This window comes from Paraburkholderia susongensis, from assembly GCF_900177725.1.
GTDB classification, from domain to species: Bacteria; Pseudomonadota; Gammaproteobacteria; order Burkholderiales; family Burkholderiaceae; genus Paraburkholderia; species Paraburkholderia susongensis.
Map to the genome: position 1 here is coordinate 397,927 of NZ_FXAT01000004.1, position 14,317 is coordinate 412,243.

Here is a 14,317-nt window from a genome sequence, read left to right on the forward strand (position 1 = left end):
ACCGATAAGAAAGCAAGGAAAGGCCAACACCGCAAGAACAAAGAAAAAAAACAGCCCCAACCCTACCAAAGGGCACCCCAGATAGGTGTTTGCCCGCATTCTTAAGAGAACCTCTTGAAGGAAAACTAGCCGCGACTTATTGTGCATATCTTGTATATACAACTCTGCAGCGCGGCAGTTGCATCCGTTCGAACCACATCAAGATTCAGGGGCGATGCCGCTCAGGTCTCAATTACTTTGGAGAACCCATGTCATCCGCCGATTACCTGCAAGGTGCGTGTGTGTGGAACGGTGTCGAAATGTACGAAAGCCCTCGATGGGTCAAGGACTTTCCTCCAGCCGTGCTGGATGGGATCGACATCGCCGTCGGCAAGTCGGCCGGTATCGACTGGACCGAAGTCAACCGCGATAACTTTCCGCTGCCCGGCGCGACGGCGTTCTTCGACGACGTGCGCGAAGAACTCGAAAACGGTTCCGGCATGGTCAAAATCCGCGGCCTCGATGTCAGTCGCTATAACCAGGAACAGTTGCGCCGCATCTGGTACGCGTTGGGCCGTCATCTCGGCACGCCAATGTTCCAGAACCGCCGCGGCGAATTGATGCGCGAGATCAAAGACGAAGGCGCAGGCGTGGGCGCCAAACTCTACGGCGCGACGGTCGACGCATCGGGCAAGGAATTTCTGTCATCGGGCGCGCGCACCTTGTCGCCCGGCGAATTGCGTTTTCACACGGACCGCTGCGATGTCGTCGGACTGCTTTGCGTGCGGCAAGCATCGGAAGGCGGCGTTAGCAAACTCGCGAGCAGTGCGACCGTCTACAACGAAATGCTCAGGCGTCGGCCGGATCTGCATGCTCTGCTGTGCAAGCCTATTCCGCGCAGCCGGTTCGGAGAAGAAGCCGGCGGCCAGTACGTGACTTACGATCTGCCGGTTTTCGGGGTCCGGGACGGCAAGCTCACGAGTCACTTTTCGCTGACCTACATCGAGAATGCGCAATTGCTTTCGAACGTGCGCAAATTGACCGATGCCGAGCACGAAGCTTTGCGGATGCTTCTGCAACTTGCTCAGGAGTACTGCTTCGAAATGCGATTCGCGCCTGGCGATATCCAGCTTCTCAACAATCACATCGTCTATCACGGGCGCACAGCCTTCAAGGACGACGCGACGACCGGCCAGGACCGGATGCTGATGAGGCTCTGGTTGTCGGTACCCAACTCTCGCGCGTTGCCTGAAGATCATGCGGTCCTCTGGGGTGATGTGTCGGGCGGCATGCCTCATGGTGGCATTGCGCAACCCGCGACACCTTGCATGAGTTGAACGCAGGGCTTCTCCCGATCTCGCTCTGCTGTAGTACTCGGTAATCTGTAGACGTGTAGCCGCTCGTTGAAGATGCAATACCTTACGATTGAGGAGAATAACGTGACGCAAAGCAGCATGCCTCTCGCAGAAAAACGTGCAACGTGGCTTCATCGGGCGATGGTCTGCGTCGCTTTGAGTGCCGTCACCGTCACGGCGTTCGCCGCGCAGGACTTTGGCAAATGCGAAGTAAGCGGAGAAAAAGGCTCGGTCAAATTGACGACCGTCGTTCCAGGGGCACTGTCGGTGCGGCCGGTTCTCGGTGTGCCGGGCTGGTGGAATGGCGATTCACTCGACACGATCAAGGACGGATTCGAGTACTGCATGGCCGCCAACATGGCCTATCGGGCGGGCCTCGACCGGGTGATTCTGGTGAGCCGGTCCTTTCAGCAGATTCTGACCGGACAATCGCAGGGATTCGATATTGCGCTGAGTGAAATCACGATCACTGAGCCGCGCAAGCAGGTCGTGAACTTCACCGAGCCGTACTTCAATTCCGATCAGGGCATCCTGGTCAAGACCGGCACCAAGGTCGACGGGAAGAATCTCGGCAGTCTTCGCTATGCGGTCGAGCGGGGCACCACGGCTTACGATTACATCGTCGAAAAAGTAAAGCCCACCGAACAGCCGAAGGTGTTCAACGATCCACCGTCAATGTATACGGCGCTGGCCGCGGGACAGGTCGACGCTGTGATCTACGACACGCCTAACGTTCTCCTGCGTGCGAAGAACTCGAATGGCGCATTGGAAGTTGTCGGCCGTTTCGATACCGGCGAGAAGTGGGGCGGACTGGTTAACAAGGATTCGCCGAATCTGGCGGCATTCAACCAGTTGATAGAAGGTATGAAAAAGGATGGCACTCTGGAGAGGCTGAGCGCCAAGTATCTGACGCCGGAACTCGGTGCGGATCCCACCAAAGTGCCGGTTCTGAACCCCTAAGCGACCTAACCCAAGAGCCTGAACCATGAGCAATGCAACGCGACAGACAGGCGACGCCATGCCGGGCCACGCGGGCAATGGGCGTCGCCTGAGGATGGGTGGCATGCCGGGCGCGCCCACGTCACTACTGCTTGCATCGATCGTGGCGGTGGCTGTCGCCGTATTGGGAGGTTGGTACACGATTGCCGTCATGCGAGCCTCCTTCCTGGCAGCTCATTTCGACGGCGCATGGGTTAATGCGATCGTCGTGCTTCTCGCGTTGCTTTCGGTAGCAATCGTGTTGCCGGTAGTCCGGGCGCTCAGAGCGTGCGGCCGCATTCGCGATGCGGCTGCGCGCCGGGATCTCGCGGAAGCGCGCGGCGCGCGCTCGGCAGCGCGGGACCAGTGCTTTATCGCGTTGGGATATGCATTGGCGCAACTGGTCGTGATCCTCGTCTTTCAGTTCTTTCTGGTCAACCATCAGGCGGTAGCCAAGACATTCTTCCTGGTACCCCTGATGGTGAAGACATTTCCATTGGTACTTGCTGCTTTCTGGATGAACGTCAAGATCTCCATCATTACGGAAGTACTGGTGTTGATCTGGGGGTTGATCGTCGTGCTCGCGATGTTCGCGCCGGGTGCCGCCGGCAAACCGGTTCGTCTGATCGCCACCGCGTATGTCGATATCTTCCGCGCGGTACCCGCGGTGCTGGTGATCTATCTGGTCGGTTTCGGTATTCCGTTGACCGGAATACCCTTGTTGAAAGATCTTTCGCTGACGGTATTCGTCATAGTTGCGTTGACGCTGACCGTTGGCGCTTATGTCACGGAGATTTACCGCGCCGGCATTCTGAGCATTCACTGGAGCCAGAACGCCGCGGCGCGTTCGCTCGGCTTGTCCCACTTTCAGACGTTGCGCTTCGTCATCATTCCGCAGGGAATCCGTCAGATCATTCCGCCGCTGCTCAATTCCTTTATCTCGCTGCAGAAAGATACGGCGCTCGTGTCTGTCGTGGGCGTGATCGATTCATTCAATCAGTCGATGTTGATTGCGTCGAATTACTACAATCTTTCCGCTGTCAGCACGGTGGCGCTGCTTTTCATCGTCGTATCGATTCCGCAAACGAGATTCGTCGAGCGGATGATGCGGCGCGATCGCGCGCGTATGCGTGCCGGCGAGGCTTGAGGGAGGGGACGATTCCATGTCGTTTATCGACATTCGCGACATTTCGAAATCGTATGGTGAGGTGCCGGTTATCAAGCGCCTCGCGATGACAGTCGACGAGCATGATGTCGTGTGCCTGATCGGGCCGTCAGGTTCGGGGAAGTCGACGCTACTGCGCTGTATCAACGGACTCGAGTTGATCGACGACGGCGAAATACTGGTCCATGGAGACCGTATCACTGGCCCCGGCGTCGACGTGGATGCATTGCGCCGAGACATCGGCATCGTATTTCAGGGCTATAACCTGTTTCCGCACATGAGCGTTCTCGAGAATGTGACGCTCGCTCCGGTTCGCGTTCTGAAACAACCCAAAGACGAAGCCGAAGAGCGCGCGATGGCGCTGCTCAAACGCGTGGGCCTCGCGGACAAGGCGAAGGAATATCCGGACCGCTTGTCGGGTGGGCAGCAGCAGCGCGTGGCGATCGTGCGTGCGCTGGCGATGGATCCGATGGTGCTGTTGCTCGATGAAATCACGTCCGCGCTGGATCCCGAACTGGTTTCCGAAGTTCTGAACATCGTGCGTGATCTCGCGAGTGAAGGCATGACGATGTTGCTCGCGACGCATGAGATGGGCTTCGCGCGCGAGGTTTCATCAAAGGTATGTTTTCTGTGCGACGGCGCTGTTTATGAGGAAGGGCCGCCGGAACAGATCTTCGGCGATCCGACACGTGACAGAACGCGCGCGTTTCTCAAGAGCATTCGGGAAGCGAGGCGCATCTAACCGAGATCGCCACGCCATTCAGGCGTCTTTTATGATGCGAGTCCGTGGTGCCGTGCATCGGCATTGGCAGACTGTGGGCGAAACGAGCGATGGATATCGAACCTCTTAGCGACGGCAAGATCGTCGATTCATGGAAGCGTAACGCGTCGCCGTGGATGAACGCGGTACGTGCCGGAGAAATCGAAAGCAGGCGCCTGAGCACCGATCAAGCCGTGCTGGACGCGATACTCAACTGCAAACCGGCTACCGTGCTGGATCTCGGTTGTGGAGAGGGCTGGCTTGCCATCGCACTTCAGCAGCATGGCATGCGCGTGACAGCGGTAGACGTGGTGCACGAACTGGTGCTCGCGGCGACCGAGGCGGGGGTGATCGACGGCAGAACGCTATCGTATGAAGAGATCGCCGCTGGACGACTCGAACTGAAGGCCGACGTCGTGGTCTGCAACTTCTCTCTGTTCGGCAAGGAGTCGGTAGACGGGCTGTTGCGCGCGATGCCGATGCTGCTCGAGCCCGATGGTTCGTTGATCGTGCAAACACTGCATCCACTGGTTGCCTGCGGCGACTTGCCGTATGTCGATGGCTGGCGAACAGGGTCGTGGGCGGGGTTTGGCGAAGCATTCAGCGATGCCCCGCCGTGGTATTTCCGCACCTTGCAGACATGGCTCGAATCGATGTGGGCTAGCGGGCTGATCGTGCGGGAGATGCGAGAGCCTGTGCACCCGCTGACTGGCCGGCCCGCCTCGGTGATTTTTCGCGTGCAGTCCAGATAGGAGCGGCGGCACCTCGTCATCGCCAGACCGAACAACATCCGCAGGGGCGGCCTGATGGGGGGCGTGTCGAACCGTGGCGGCCCCCCGGCCGGCGCATCAGCGCGCCGCGGTGTCCACGAGCGCGGCCACGCCGCTAACCGGCTTCATCAGATCATCCGGTAGACCGTGGCGCTGGCGGAGATAGTCGGGCGAATTGAACGACAGCCATGTCCGGCCGTCCGCGTCGTCCCAGACGAGCACCTTGAGCGGAAGATCGAGCCCGGTGGTTGGCGCGTATTGCATCAAGGGTGTACCGGCCTTGGGATTGCCGAAGATCAGCAGTTGGCTGAACGGTATCGCAAGCCCGGCGCGCTCGGCGTCGCCGCTGAAATCGACGTGGGCGAAAAGCGTCAGCCCGCGCTCGAGGATCAGCGCCCGGAGCCGCTCAGCCGTCGCGGCGCCGGCGTGCGCGCTTGCAATAGTGACGATGCCCGTACCAGCGCTCTCTGCAGTCGAAGCGGCGGTCATGATGCCTCCTGTGTGGATCGTGTGCGTTGGCAGCGTCCATCAACACCCCGCCGCCATCCGTCACTGGCTCAGATAAACGAACTTCCCATTCTTGATGGTGCCCATCACGCTCGCGCGCTGATCCAGCCCGACGTGATCTTTCGGGCTCGTATTGACGACCCCGTTCGGCACCACGAGCTCATGCGCATGTTCGAGTTCATCGCGCAGCGCGGCACGAAAGGCCGGCGTGCCCGGCTGCGCGGTCTTCAACGCACGCGCGACCGCATCCTGCAAGCGCGGGTACACGCCCGCCGCATCGCCCGCGAATTGGGTCACGCTGCCCGGCCCATACTTCGCCTCATACGCGTCGACGAACGCGAGCGCAGCCTTCTTCGACGGATGATCGGCCGGCAGCGTGCGCGCGACCACGACGGGCTGCGTCGGAAACAGCGTGCCTTCCACGTCCTTGCCGCCGAGCTTGATGAACTCGGGCGTCGCGATGCCGTGCGTCTGATAGATCGGCCCCTTGTAGCCGTGCTCGATCAGCGTGCGCTGCGGCAGCACCGTCGGCGTGCCCGCGCCGGCGATCAGGATCGCGTCGGGTTTCGCGGCCATCAGCTTGAGGATCTGCCCGGTCACGCTCGCATCGGTGCGGTTGTAGCGCTCGGTCGCGACCAGCTGGATATGGCGCAGCGCCGCGAACTTGCTGAACTCGTTGAGCCAGCTTTCGCCGTAGCCGTCCGCGAAACCGATGAAGCCGACCGTCTTCACGTTGTGGTTCGACATGTAGCGCGTCATCACGTCGGCCATCGCGCTGTCGGTCTGCGCCATCTTGTACGCCCAGATGCGCTTGCCTTCCTGCGGCTCGACGACGCTTGCCGAGCCGATCAGCGTAATCATCGGCGTCTGGCTTTCGGCGACCGGATCGAGCGCGGCCATCGCGGCCGGCGTGATGTTCGGACCGACGATCACGTCGACGTGGTCCTCGTTGATGAGCTTGCGGATGTTGCGCACCGCGAGGCCGGGGTCGGACGCGTCGTCGAGGAAGATGTAGTCGGCTTTCTGGCCGGCGATCGTCGGCGGCCACATCAGCATCGCGTTCTTGCTCGTGATGCCGATCACGGCAGCGGGCCCGGTGTTCGACAGATCGATGCCGACCTTGAGGTCGGCGTGCGCGGCGCTGGCGACGAGCAGCGCGCCGGCGGCGGCCGCGAGGCTGCGCAAGGTGTTCCGAAGTTTGTTGTTATGTGACGTCATCAGAAAGGTCTCCGTGGCGGAAGGCGGAATTGAAGCGAAAGCGGGATTCTGGCGGGGGACTCCAGGACCTCAGGCAGAATCAAAGTTCGTAGGTTTCGTGCTCGCCCTTGAGCGCCTGCTCGATCAGCTTGCGGTTCATGCTCGGCGACAACAGCTCGACGAGCGTATACACATAGCTGCGCAGGTACGCGCCCTGTTTCAGCGCGACGCGCGTCACGTTGCTGCCGAACAGATGGCCGACCGGCATCGCGCGCAGGTGGCGGTCGCGCTCGGCGTTGAACGCGATGTCCGCCATGATGCCGACGCCGAGCCCGAGTTCGACATAGGTCTTGATGACGTCGGCGTCGATCGCCTCCAGCACGATGTCCGGATGCAGCCCGCGCAGGCGGAACGCCTCGTTGATCTTGGTGCGGCCGGCGAACGCGTTGTCGTAGGTAATCAGCGGGTACTGGGTCAGGTCGTCGAGCGACAGAAGTTTGCGCTCGAGCAGCGGATGGTCCGGCTGCATCACCGCGACGTGGTGCCACTGGAAGCACGGCAGCGAGACCAGATCCTTGTAATTGGCGATCGCCTCGGTCGCGATGGCGAGGTCGGCCTGGTCGTGCAGCACCATCTCGGCGACCTGGGTCGGGCTGCCTTGCAGAATCGAAAGGTGGACCTTCGGAAAGCGCTTCTTGAATTCGGCGATCGCGGCCGGCAGCGAGTAGCGCGCCTGCGTGTGGGTCGCGGCAATCACGAGATTGCCCTGATCCTGCGCCGCGTAGTCCTTGCCGACGCGCTTGAGGCTCTCCACTTCCTGCAGGATTTTTTCGATCGACTGCAGGATGATGCGGCCCGGCTCCGTCAGCGAGCGCACGCGCTTGCCGTGCCGCGTGAAAATTTCGACGCCCAGCTCGTCCTCGAGCTCGATGATCGCCTTGGAGACGCCCGGCTGGCTTGTGAAGAGCGCCTTGGCCGCCTCGGTGAGGTTGAAATTCTGCCTCACTGCCTCGCGGACGAAGCGAAATTGGTGCAGATTCATATATAACCTCGCCGCATATAAAAAGAATTTTTTAGTCGTTTGAAATATAAGGCGAGTTTATTACGATCTGTCCATCTTTTTCAATATGGATATCTGTATTTGTCATAAGCAAATAAGCGATAGGTCTAAACGCTTGTCTGCGGCGGTGGACAAAGACAGGTATTCGAGCCGCGGCGGAAACCGGACCGCCGTGTGTCACGCAAGTTTCGAAAAATTGGGGTCCCCGAATGTACCAATACGATCAGTACGACCAGACCATCGTCGATGAACGGGTCGCGCAGTACGCCGATCAGGTTCGCCGCCGCTTGTCGGGCGAATTGAGCGAAGAGGAGTTCCGCCCGCTGCGCCTGCAGAACGGCCTGTACTACCAGCGCCACGCGTACATGCACCGCATCGCGATTCCCTACGGCAACCTGCGCAGCGACCAGATGCGCGTGCTCGCGCAGATCGCGCGCGAACACGACCGCGGCTACGGCCATTTCTCGACGCGCTCGAACATCCAGTACAACTGGATCAAGCTCGAGGAAACGCCGGAAATCCTGCGCAAACTCGCCGCCGTGCAGATGCACGGCATCCAGACCTCGGGCAACTGCATTCGCAACATCACCGCCGATCAATTCGCCGGCGTCGCGCCGGACGAAGTGATCGATCCGCGTCCGTGGGCTGAAATCCTGCGTCAATGGTCGACGTTCCACCCCGAATTCGCGTGGCTGCCGCGCAAGTTCAAGATCGCCGTGTCGGGTTCGAAGGAAGACCGCGCGGCCGTGCAGATCCACGACATGGGCGTGTATCTGAAGAATAACGCGCAGGGTGAACTGGTGGCCGACATTCTCGCGGGCGGCGGTTTGGGCCGCACGCCGATCGTCGGCGCGATCATCCGCCGCGATCTGCCGTGGCAGCATCTGCTGACCTACTGCGAAGCCGTGCTGCGCGTGTACAACCGCTACGGCCGCCGCGACAACATGTACAAGGCGCGCATCAAGATTCTCGTGAAGGCGCTCTCGCCGGAGAAGTTCTCGGCGCAGGTCGAGGAAGAGTGGCAGCACCTGAAGGACGGTCCGTCCACGCTCACGCAGGCCGAAGTGGACCGCGTCGCGCAATACTTCCAGCCGCCCGCTTACGAGAAGCTGCCGGACACCGATGCGTCGTTCGAGACGCATCTGCTCGAAAACCGCGCGTTTGCGCGCTGGGTCGAGCGTAACGTGCGTCCGCACAAGGTTGCGGGCTATGCGTCGGTCACGCTGTCGCTGAAGCCGACCACGATCGCCCCGGGCGACGCGACGGACGCGCAGATGGAAGCGGTTGCCGATTGGGCCGACGAATACTCGTTCGGCGAGCTGCGTGTGTCGCACGAACAGAATCTGATCCTCGCGAACGTGAAGAAGCGCGACCTGTTCACGCTGTGGGAAAAGGCCAAGGCGCAAGGTTTCGCGACGCCGAACATCGGCCTCTTGACCGACATCATCGCGTGCCCGGGCGGCGATTTCTGCTCGCTCGCGAACGCGAAGTCGATTCCGATCGCGCTCGCGATCCAGGAACGCTTCAACGATCTCGATTACGTGTACGACCTGGGCGACGTGTCGCTGAACATCTCGGGCTGCATCAACGCGTGCGGTCACCACCACGTCGGCAACATCGGCATTCTCGGCGTCGACAAGGACGGCTCCGAGTGGTACCAGGTGACGCTCGGCGGCGAGCAGGGCACGGGCGCGACCGGCGCGCATCTGGGCCGCGTGATCGGCCCGTCGTTCTCGGCCGAAGAAATGCCCGACGTGATGACCAAGGTGATCGACACCTTCGTGGAAAACCGCCAGGACGGCGAGCGTTTCATCGATACGTACAACCGTATCGGCATCACCCCGTTCAAGGAGCGCGTGTACGCCGCGCGTCAACCGGCTCACGCGTAACCGCGCAAAGGATACTGAACAGATGGCTTCTATCATCAAGAACCGCGCGATCGTCAACGACGACTGGACGCTCGTGCGCCCGGCGGAAGACGGTGCTTTGCCGGCAGTGAGCGAACTGCCGGCCGGCCAGGTGATCGTGCCGCTCGCGCTGTGGCAGGCCGAGCGCGACGCGCTCGCCGCTTCGCGCGGCGCCGCAGAGATCGGCGTGTGGCTCGCGCCGGACAGCGAACCGGCGGACATCGCCGGCGACTTCGACAAGGTTGCGCTGATCGCCGTGGACTTCCCGGTGTTCCGCGACGGCCGCGGCTACAGCATCGGCCGTCTGCTGCGTGAGCGCTATGGCTACAAGGGCGAACTGCGCGCGATCGGCGACGTGCTGCGCGACCAGCTCACGTTCATGTTCCGCTGCGGCTTCGACGCCTACGCATTGCGTGCCGACAAAGACCTCGACGACGCGCTGAAGGCGTTCGACGAATTCAGCGTGCAGTACCAGGGCGCGGTGGACCTGTCGCCGCTGTTCCGCCGCCGCGCCGCGCAGGCTGGCGCCGACAAGGTGCCGGCATGAACACCGCCGCAGCAACGCTTACGGCGGAACTCGCCGCGAAGGTCGAGCGCCTCGATACGCTGCTCGATTCGATCGCCGCGCGTCACGCGAACGTGAAGCTCGCGAGCAGCCTCGCGGCCGAAGACATGCTGCTCACGCATGCGATCCTCTCGCGCGGCGTGAAGATCGGCATCTTCTCGCTGAACACGGGCCGTCTGCATGCGGAAACGCTCGACATGATCGAGCGGGTGAAGGCGCGTTATGGCTACGACATCGAGCAGTTTCATCCGCAGGCGGCGGCCGTCGAGCAGTACGTGAGCGAGCACGGCCTGAACGCGTTTTACGAAAGCGTCGAGCTGCGCAAGCGCTGCTGCGAGATCCGCAAAGTGGAGCCGCTCAATCGCGCGCTCGCGGACGTCAGCGCCTGGGTGACCGGCCAGCGGCGCGAGCAGTCGGTCACGCGTGCCGAGCTGCATGAGGAAGAACACGACGGCGCGCGCAACATCGCGAAGTTCAATCCGCTCGCGGACTGGACTGAGTCCGAAGTCTGGGATTATCTTAAGGCGCTCGACGTGCCGGTCAATCCGCTGCATGCGCGCGGTTATCCGAGCATCGGCTGCGAGCCTTGTACGCGTGCCATTCGCCCCGGCGAAGACAGCCGGGCGGGGCGCTGGTGGTGGGAGTCGCGCGACACGAAGGAGTGCGGACTGCACATCACGGCGATTACCCCGATCGCGGTCGAGCGCAGCGAAAACGCGTCGGTCTGATATCTCGCTACACTGGGAGCCTGGCTCCCGGTCCGAGCGCCGCATCAATCTGAATACTTGTGCTCGGGCGGGCAACCGCTCGCCGGGCCAATCAACGAAGGACCCAACATGAGCACCACGCTCGATTCCACTGTGAACGCTCCGCTTATCAACACGGCGAACCGTATGGATCACCTCGATTGGCTCGAAGCCGAGTCGATCCACATCCTGCGCGAACTGGTCGCCGAGTGCAGCAAGCCGGCGCTGCTGTTTTCGGGCGGCAAGGATTCCGTCGTGGTGCTCGCGCTCGCGCTCAAGGCGTTCGGCCTCGGCGCGAACCGCAACACGCAATTGCCGTTTCCCCTCGTGCACATCGACACGGGCCACAACTACGACGAAGTGATCGACTTCCGCGATCGCCGCGCGCAAGAGATCGGCGCCGAGCTCGTGGTCGGCCACGTCGAAGATTCGATCAAGCGCGGCACCGTGCGTCTGCGCCGCGAAACGGATTCGCGCAACGCGGTGCAAGCGATCACGCTGCTCGAGACGATCGAGCAATACGGCTACACCGCGATGATCGGCGGCGCGCGCCGCGACGAAGAGAAGGCCCGCGCGAAAGAACGCATCTTCTCGTTCCGCGACGAGTTCGGCCAATGGGACCCGAAGGCGCAACGCCCGGAACTGTGGAGCCTCTACAACGCGCGTCTGCACAACGGCGAACACCTGCGTGTGTTCCCGATCTCGAACTGGACCGAACTCGACGTGTGGCAGTACATCGCGCGCGAACAGCTCGAACTGCCGTCGATCTACTACGCGCACAAGCGCGAGGTCGTGCGCCGCAACGGCCTGCTCGTGCCGGTTACGCCGCTTACGCCGATGCGCGAAGGCGAGACGAGCGAACAGGCGCTCGTGCGTTTCCGTACCGTCGGCGACATCAGCTGCACATGCCCGGTCGAAAGCGACGCGGACGATGTCGAGAAGATCATCGCCGAAACGGCCGTGACCGAAATCACGGAACGCGGCGCGACGCGGATGGACGATCAGGTCTCCGAAGCCGCGATGGAACAGCGCAAGAAGCAGGGTTATTTCTAAGCACACGAGGGCAATGCAATCATGAGCAGTATTCACCAACCTGAAGACCTCGGCGTGCTGCGTTTCATTACCGCGGGCAGCGTCGACGACGGCAAGAGCACGCTGATCGGCCGCCTGCTGTACGACAGCAAGGCGGTGCTCTCCGACCAGCTCTCGGCGCTGTCGCGCGCGAAGAACAAGCGCACGGTCGGCGACGAAATCGATCTGTCGCTGCTGACCGACGGCCTCGAAGCCGAGCGCGAGCAGGGCATCACGATCGACGTCGCGTATCGCTACTTCGCGACCGCCAAGCGCAAGTTCATCATCGCCGACACGCCGGGCCACGAGCAGTACACGCGCAACATGGTGACGGGCGCATCGACCGCGCATGCGGCGATCATCCTCGTCGACGCGACGCGCGTGACGTTCGAGAACGGCGCCGCGCAACTGCTGCCGCAAACCAAGCGTCATAGCGCGATCGTCAAGCTGCTCGGCTTGCAGCACGTGATCGTCGCGATCAACAAGATGGACCTCGTCGACTACAGCGAAACGCGCTTCAACGAGATTCGCGACGCGTACGTCGAACTCGCGCGCCACCTCGGTCTCGAAGACGTGCGCTTCGTGCCGGTGTCGGCGCTCAAGGGCGACAACATCGTCACGGCGAGCGAGCGCATGCCGTGGTACGCGGACCAACCGCTGCTCGACTTGCTCGAAGCGCTGCCGGTCGAACCCGCGAGCGGCGAGGCGCTGCGCTTTCCGGTGCAGTGGGTCGCGCGCCAGGACGGCAGCCAGGCCGACGATTTCCGCGGCTACATGGGCCGCGTCGAAGCGGGCGAAGTGAAGCTCGGTGACACGATCGTCGTGCTGCCGGCCAATCGCGAAGCGACGGTCGCCGAAATCATTGCGCCGGTGATCGGCGGCACCGCGCAGGTGGACCGCGCGTTCGCCGGCCAGACGGTGACGATCCGTCTCGCGGAAGACGTCGACGTGTCGCGCGGCGACACCTTCGTGCTGCGCGAAGCGGCGCCGGAGCCGGCGAAGAAGCTCGAGGCGGACCTCTGCTGGTTCGATGAGGCGCCGCTCTCGACGCAGCGCAAGTACCTGCTCAAGCAGACCACCAACACGGTGTTCGCGCGTATCGGCGCGATCAAGCAGGTGCTCGATGTGCACACGCTGTCGCACGCGGTCGACCGCAAGGAACTCGCGATGAACGATATCGGCCGTGTCGCGCTCACGTTGCAGAAGCCGCTCGTATGCGACGTGTACGACTCGCATCAGGGCACGGGCGCGTTCGTGCTGATCGACGAGGCGACCCATCACACCGTGGCGGCCGGCATGATCCGGGCGTTTTCGGCGTAAGCGCGGCAGCGCTGGAAGTTGGCAGCCGTCAGCGGCCGAAGGGCGGCGCGTTGCACGGGTGCTCCAGGGAACAGATTGAAGTCAGGTTGAGATCAATGGGCAAGGTTTATCTGATCGGCGCGGGACCCGGTGCCGCGGACCTGATTACGGTGCGCGGCGCGCGGCTGCTCGGCGCCGCCGATGTGGTGCTGCACGACGCGCTGGTCGAACCGGCCATGCTCGACTATGCGCCCGCGCACGCGAAGCGCATTGCGGTCGGCAAGCGGTGCGGCCAGCTGTCGACGGCCCAGCAGTTCATCAACAAGCAGATCGTCGATGCCGCGCTCGAGCACGAGGTCGTCGTGCGTCTGAAGGGCGGCGATCCGATGCTGTTCGGCCGCGCCGATGAGGAAATGCGCGCGCTCGAAGCCGCGGGCATCGAGTATGAAGTGGTGCCGGGCATTACCGCCGCGCTCGCGAGCGCGGCTTCACTCAAACGCTCGCTGACGCTGCGCGGCGTGTCGCGCAGCGTTGCGCTGGCGACGTTCAGCCGCGCGCCGGGCTCCGATGAAATCCGCGAGCAGGTCAATGCCGATTCACTCGTGTTCTACATGGGGCGCGACAGCGGCGTCGAGATCGCGCGGCAACTGATCGATGCCGGCAAACCGGTGACGACGCCGGTCGCGATTGTCGAGGCATGCAGCACGGAGCGCGAGCGCATGCTGACGCTCACGCTCGACGAGCTCGCCGCCGGCCGGGCACAGCACTGGGTCGATGCTTCCCAGCCGAGTCTGCTGATGATCGGCGAGGCGTTCGCGGCGCGGCCGATCAACGAGGTGCGTTTGGCGAATGGGATGCGGGTCGCCGCGTGAGATGCATGAGATGCGCGAAATAACAGCCGGACGCTCGCTGGCGGACAACTGTGCCGCCAGCGAGCGTCCGGCTCGTCGGTCACCGG

The 14,317-nt window shown here is 62.4% G+C and carries 14 protein-coding genes; 11 read left to right on the forward strand and 3 right to left on the reverse strand.

Features of this window, described 5'->3' with window-relative positions; genetic code table 11:
- Positions 1–89: 89 nt before the first annotated feature.
- The 5 genes from B9Z01_RS14680 (at position 90) to B9Z01_RS14700 (ending at position 4,989) form a co-directional block, all read left to right on the forward strand.
- Positions 90–1,316 carry a TauD/TfdA family dioxygenase gene (locus B9Z01_RS14680; RefSeq protein ID WP_244196021.1) on the forward strand — a complete coding sequence of 409 codons (1,227 nt, stop codon included), beginning with the start codon at positions 90–92 and terminating at the stop codon, positions 1,314–1,316.
- Between the two features lie 102 nt (positions 1,317–1,418).
- Positions 1,419–2,294: an ABC transporter substrate-binding protein gene (locus B9Z01_RS14685; RefSeq protein ID WP_244196022.1), complete on the forward strand. Its 876-nt coding sequence runs from the start codon at positions 1,419–1,421 to the stop codon at positions 2,292–2,294.
- Positions 2,295–2,319: 25 nt separating this feature from the next.
- Positions 2,320–3,459: an amino acid ABC transporter permease gene (locus B9Z01_RS14690; protein ID WP_085484176.1), complete on the forward strand. Its 1,140-nt coding sequence runs from the start codon at positions 2,320–2,322 to the stop codon at positions 3,457–3,459.
- Between the two features lie 16 nt (positions 3,460–3,475).
- Positions 3,476–4,219 (forward strand): amino acid ABC transporter ATP-binding protein, encoded by a 744-nt coding sequence (locus tag B9Z01_RS14695; protein ID WP_085484178.1) that lies wholly within the window; start codon positions 3,476–3,478, stop codon positions 4,217–4,219.
- 89 nt (positions 4,220–4,308) lie between these two features.
- Positions 4,309–4,989 carry a class I SAM-dependent methyltransferase gene (locus B9Z01_RS14700; RefSeq protein ID WP_208626003.1) on the forward strand — a complete coding sequence of 227 codons (681 nt, stop codon included), beginning with the start codon at positions 4,309–4,311 and terminating at the stop codon, positions 4,987–4,989.
- Between the two features lie 96 nt (positions 4,990–5,085).
- On the opposite strand, the gene B9Z01_RS14705 is transcribed toward B9Z01_RS14700, so the two are convergent.
- From B9Z01_RS14705 to B9Z01_RS14715, 3 genes are all read right to left on the reverse strand, one after another.
- Positions 5,086–5,496 (reverse strand): DUF302 domain-containing protein, encoded by a 411-nt coding sequence (locus B9Z01_RS14705; protein WP_085484180.1) that lies wholly within the window; start codon positions 5,494–5,496, stop codon positions 5,086–5,088.
- 60 nt (positions 5,497–5,556) lie between these two features.
- Positions 5,557–6,732, reverse strand: a complete 1,176-nt coding sequence (locus B9Z01_RS14710) for an ABC transporter substrate-binding protein (protein WP_085484182.1) — start codon at positions 6,730–6,732, stop codon at positions 5,557–5,559.
- Positions 6,733–6,811: 79 nt separating this feature from the next.
- Positions 6,812–7,753, reverse strand: a complete 942-nt coding sequence (locus tag B9Z01_RS14715) for a CysB family HTH-type transcriptional regulator (RefSeq protein ID WP_085484184.1) — start codon at positions 7,751–7,753, stop codon at positions 6,812–6,814.
- 227 nt (positions 7,754–7,980) lie between these two features.
- On the opposite strand from B9Z01_RS14715, the gene B9Z01_RS14720 reads away from it, so the two are divergent.
- The 6 genes from B9Z01_RS14720 (at position 7,981) to cobA (ending at position 14,231) form a co-directional block, all read left to right on the forward strand.
- Positions 7,981–9,660, forward strand: a complete 1,680-nt coding sequence (locus B9Z01_RS14720; protein ID WP_085484186.1) for a nitrite/sulfite reductase — start codon at positions 7,981–7,983, stop codon at positions 9,658–9,660.
- A gap of 22 nt (positions 9,661–9,682) precedes the next feature.
- Positions 9,683–10,225, forward strand: a complete 543-nt coding sequence (locus tag B9Z01_RS14725; protein WP_085484188.1) for a DUF934 domain-containing protein — start codon at positions 9,683–9,685, stop codon at positions 10,223–10,225.
- A complete protein-coding gene (locus B9Z01_RS14730; RefSeq protein ID WP_085484190.1) occupies positions 10,222–10,971 on the forward strand; it encodes a phosphoadenylyl-sulfate reductase in 750 nt (249 codons plus the stop codon). The genes B9Z01_RS14725 and B9Z01_RS14730 overlap by 4 nt, the downstream gene beginning before the upstream one ends.
- Before the next feature lie 108 nt (positions 10,972–11,079).
- The gene (gene cysD, locus B9Z01_RS14735) at positions 11,080–12,042 is read left to right on the forward strand and encodes a sulfate adenylyltransferase subunit CysD (protein ID WP_085484192.1); all 963 of its coding nucleotides are present in this window, start codon (positions 11,080–11,082) and stop codon (positions 12,040–12,042) included.
- A gap of 21 nt (positions 12,043–12,063) precedes the next feature.
- Entirely contained in the window at positions 12,064–13,380 is a 1,317-nt protein-coding gene (locus tag B9Z01_RS14740) for a sulfate adenylyltransferase subunit 1 (RefSeq protein WP_085484194.1), read from the forward strand.
- 95 nt (positions 13,381–13,475) lie between these two features.
- Complete coding sequence (gene cobA, locus B9Z01_RS14745) at positions 13,476–14,231, forward strand: uroporphyrinogen-III C-methyltransferase (RefSeq protein WP_085484196.1); 756 nt, start codon at positions 13,476–13,478, stop codon at positions 14,229–14,231.
- The last annotated feature ends 86 nt before the right edge of the window (positions 14,232–14,317 follow it).

Excerpts from the sequence above, each read along its gene's own strand:
- B9Z01_RS14690 (WP_085484176.1), top strand. The coding sequence starts at position 2,320 with ATGAGCAATGCAACGCGACAGACAGGCGACGCCATGCCGGGCCACGCG.
- B9Z01_RS14695 (WP_085484178.1), top strand. The coding sequence starts at position 3,476 with ATGTCGTTTATCGACATTCGCGACATTTCGAAATCGTATGGTGAGGTG.
- B9Z01_RS14700 (WP_208626003.1), top strand. The coding sequence starts at position 4,309 with ATGGATATCGAACCTCTTAGCGACGGCAAGATCGTCGATTCATGGAAG.
- B9Z01_RS14705 (WP_085484180.1), bottom strand. The coding sequence starts at position 5,496 with ATGACCGCCGCTTCGACTGCAGAGAGCGCTGGTACGGGCATCGTCACT.
- B9Z01_RS14710 (WP_085484182.1), bottom strand. The coding sequence starts at position 6,732 with ATGACGTCACATAACAACAAACTTCGGAACACCTTGCGCAGCCTCGCG.
- B9Z01_RS14715 (WP_085484184.1), bottom strand. The coding sequence starts at position 7,753 with ATGAATCTGCACCAATTTCGCTTCGTCCGCGAGGCAGTGAGGCAGAAT.
- B9Z01_RS14720 (WP_085484186.1), top strand. The coding sequence starts at position 7,981 with ATGTACCAATACGATCAGTACGACCAGACCATCGTCGATGAACGGGTC.
- B9Z01_RS14725 (WP_085484188.1), top strand. The coding sequence starts at position 9,683 with ATGGCTTCTATCATCAAGAACCGCGCGATCGTCAACGACGACTGGACG.
- B9Z01_RS14730 (WP_085484190.1), top strand. The coding sequence starts at position 10,222 with ATGAACACCGCCGCAGCAACGCTTACGGCGGAACTCGCCGCGAAGGTC.
- cysD (WP_085484192.1), top strand. The coding sequence starts at position 11,080 with ATGAGCACCACGCTCGATTCCACTGTGAACGCTCCGCTTATCAACACG.
- B9Z01_RS14740 (WP_085484194.1), top strand. The coding sequence starts at position 12,064 with ATGAGCAGTATTCACCAACCTGAAGACCTCGGCGTGCTGCGTTTCATT.
- cobA (WP_085484196.1), top strand. The coding sequence starts at position 13,476 with ATGGGCAAGGTTTATCTGATCGGCGCGGGACCCGGTGCCGCGGACCTG.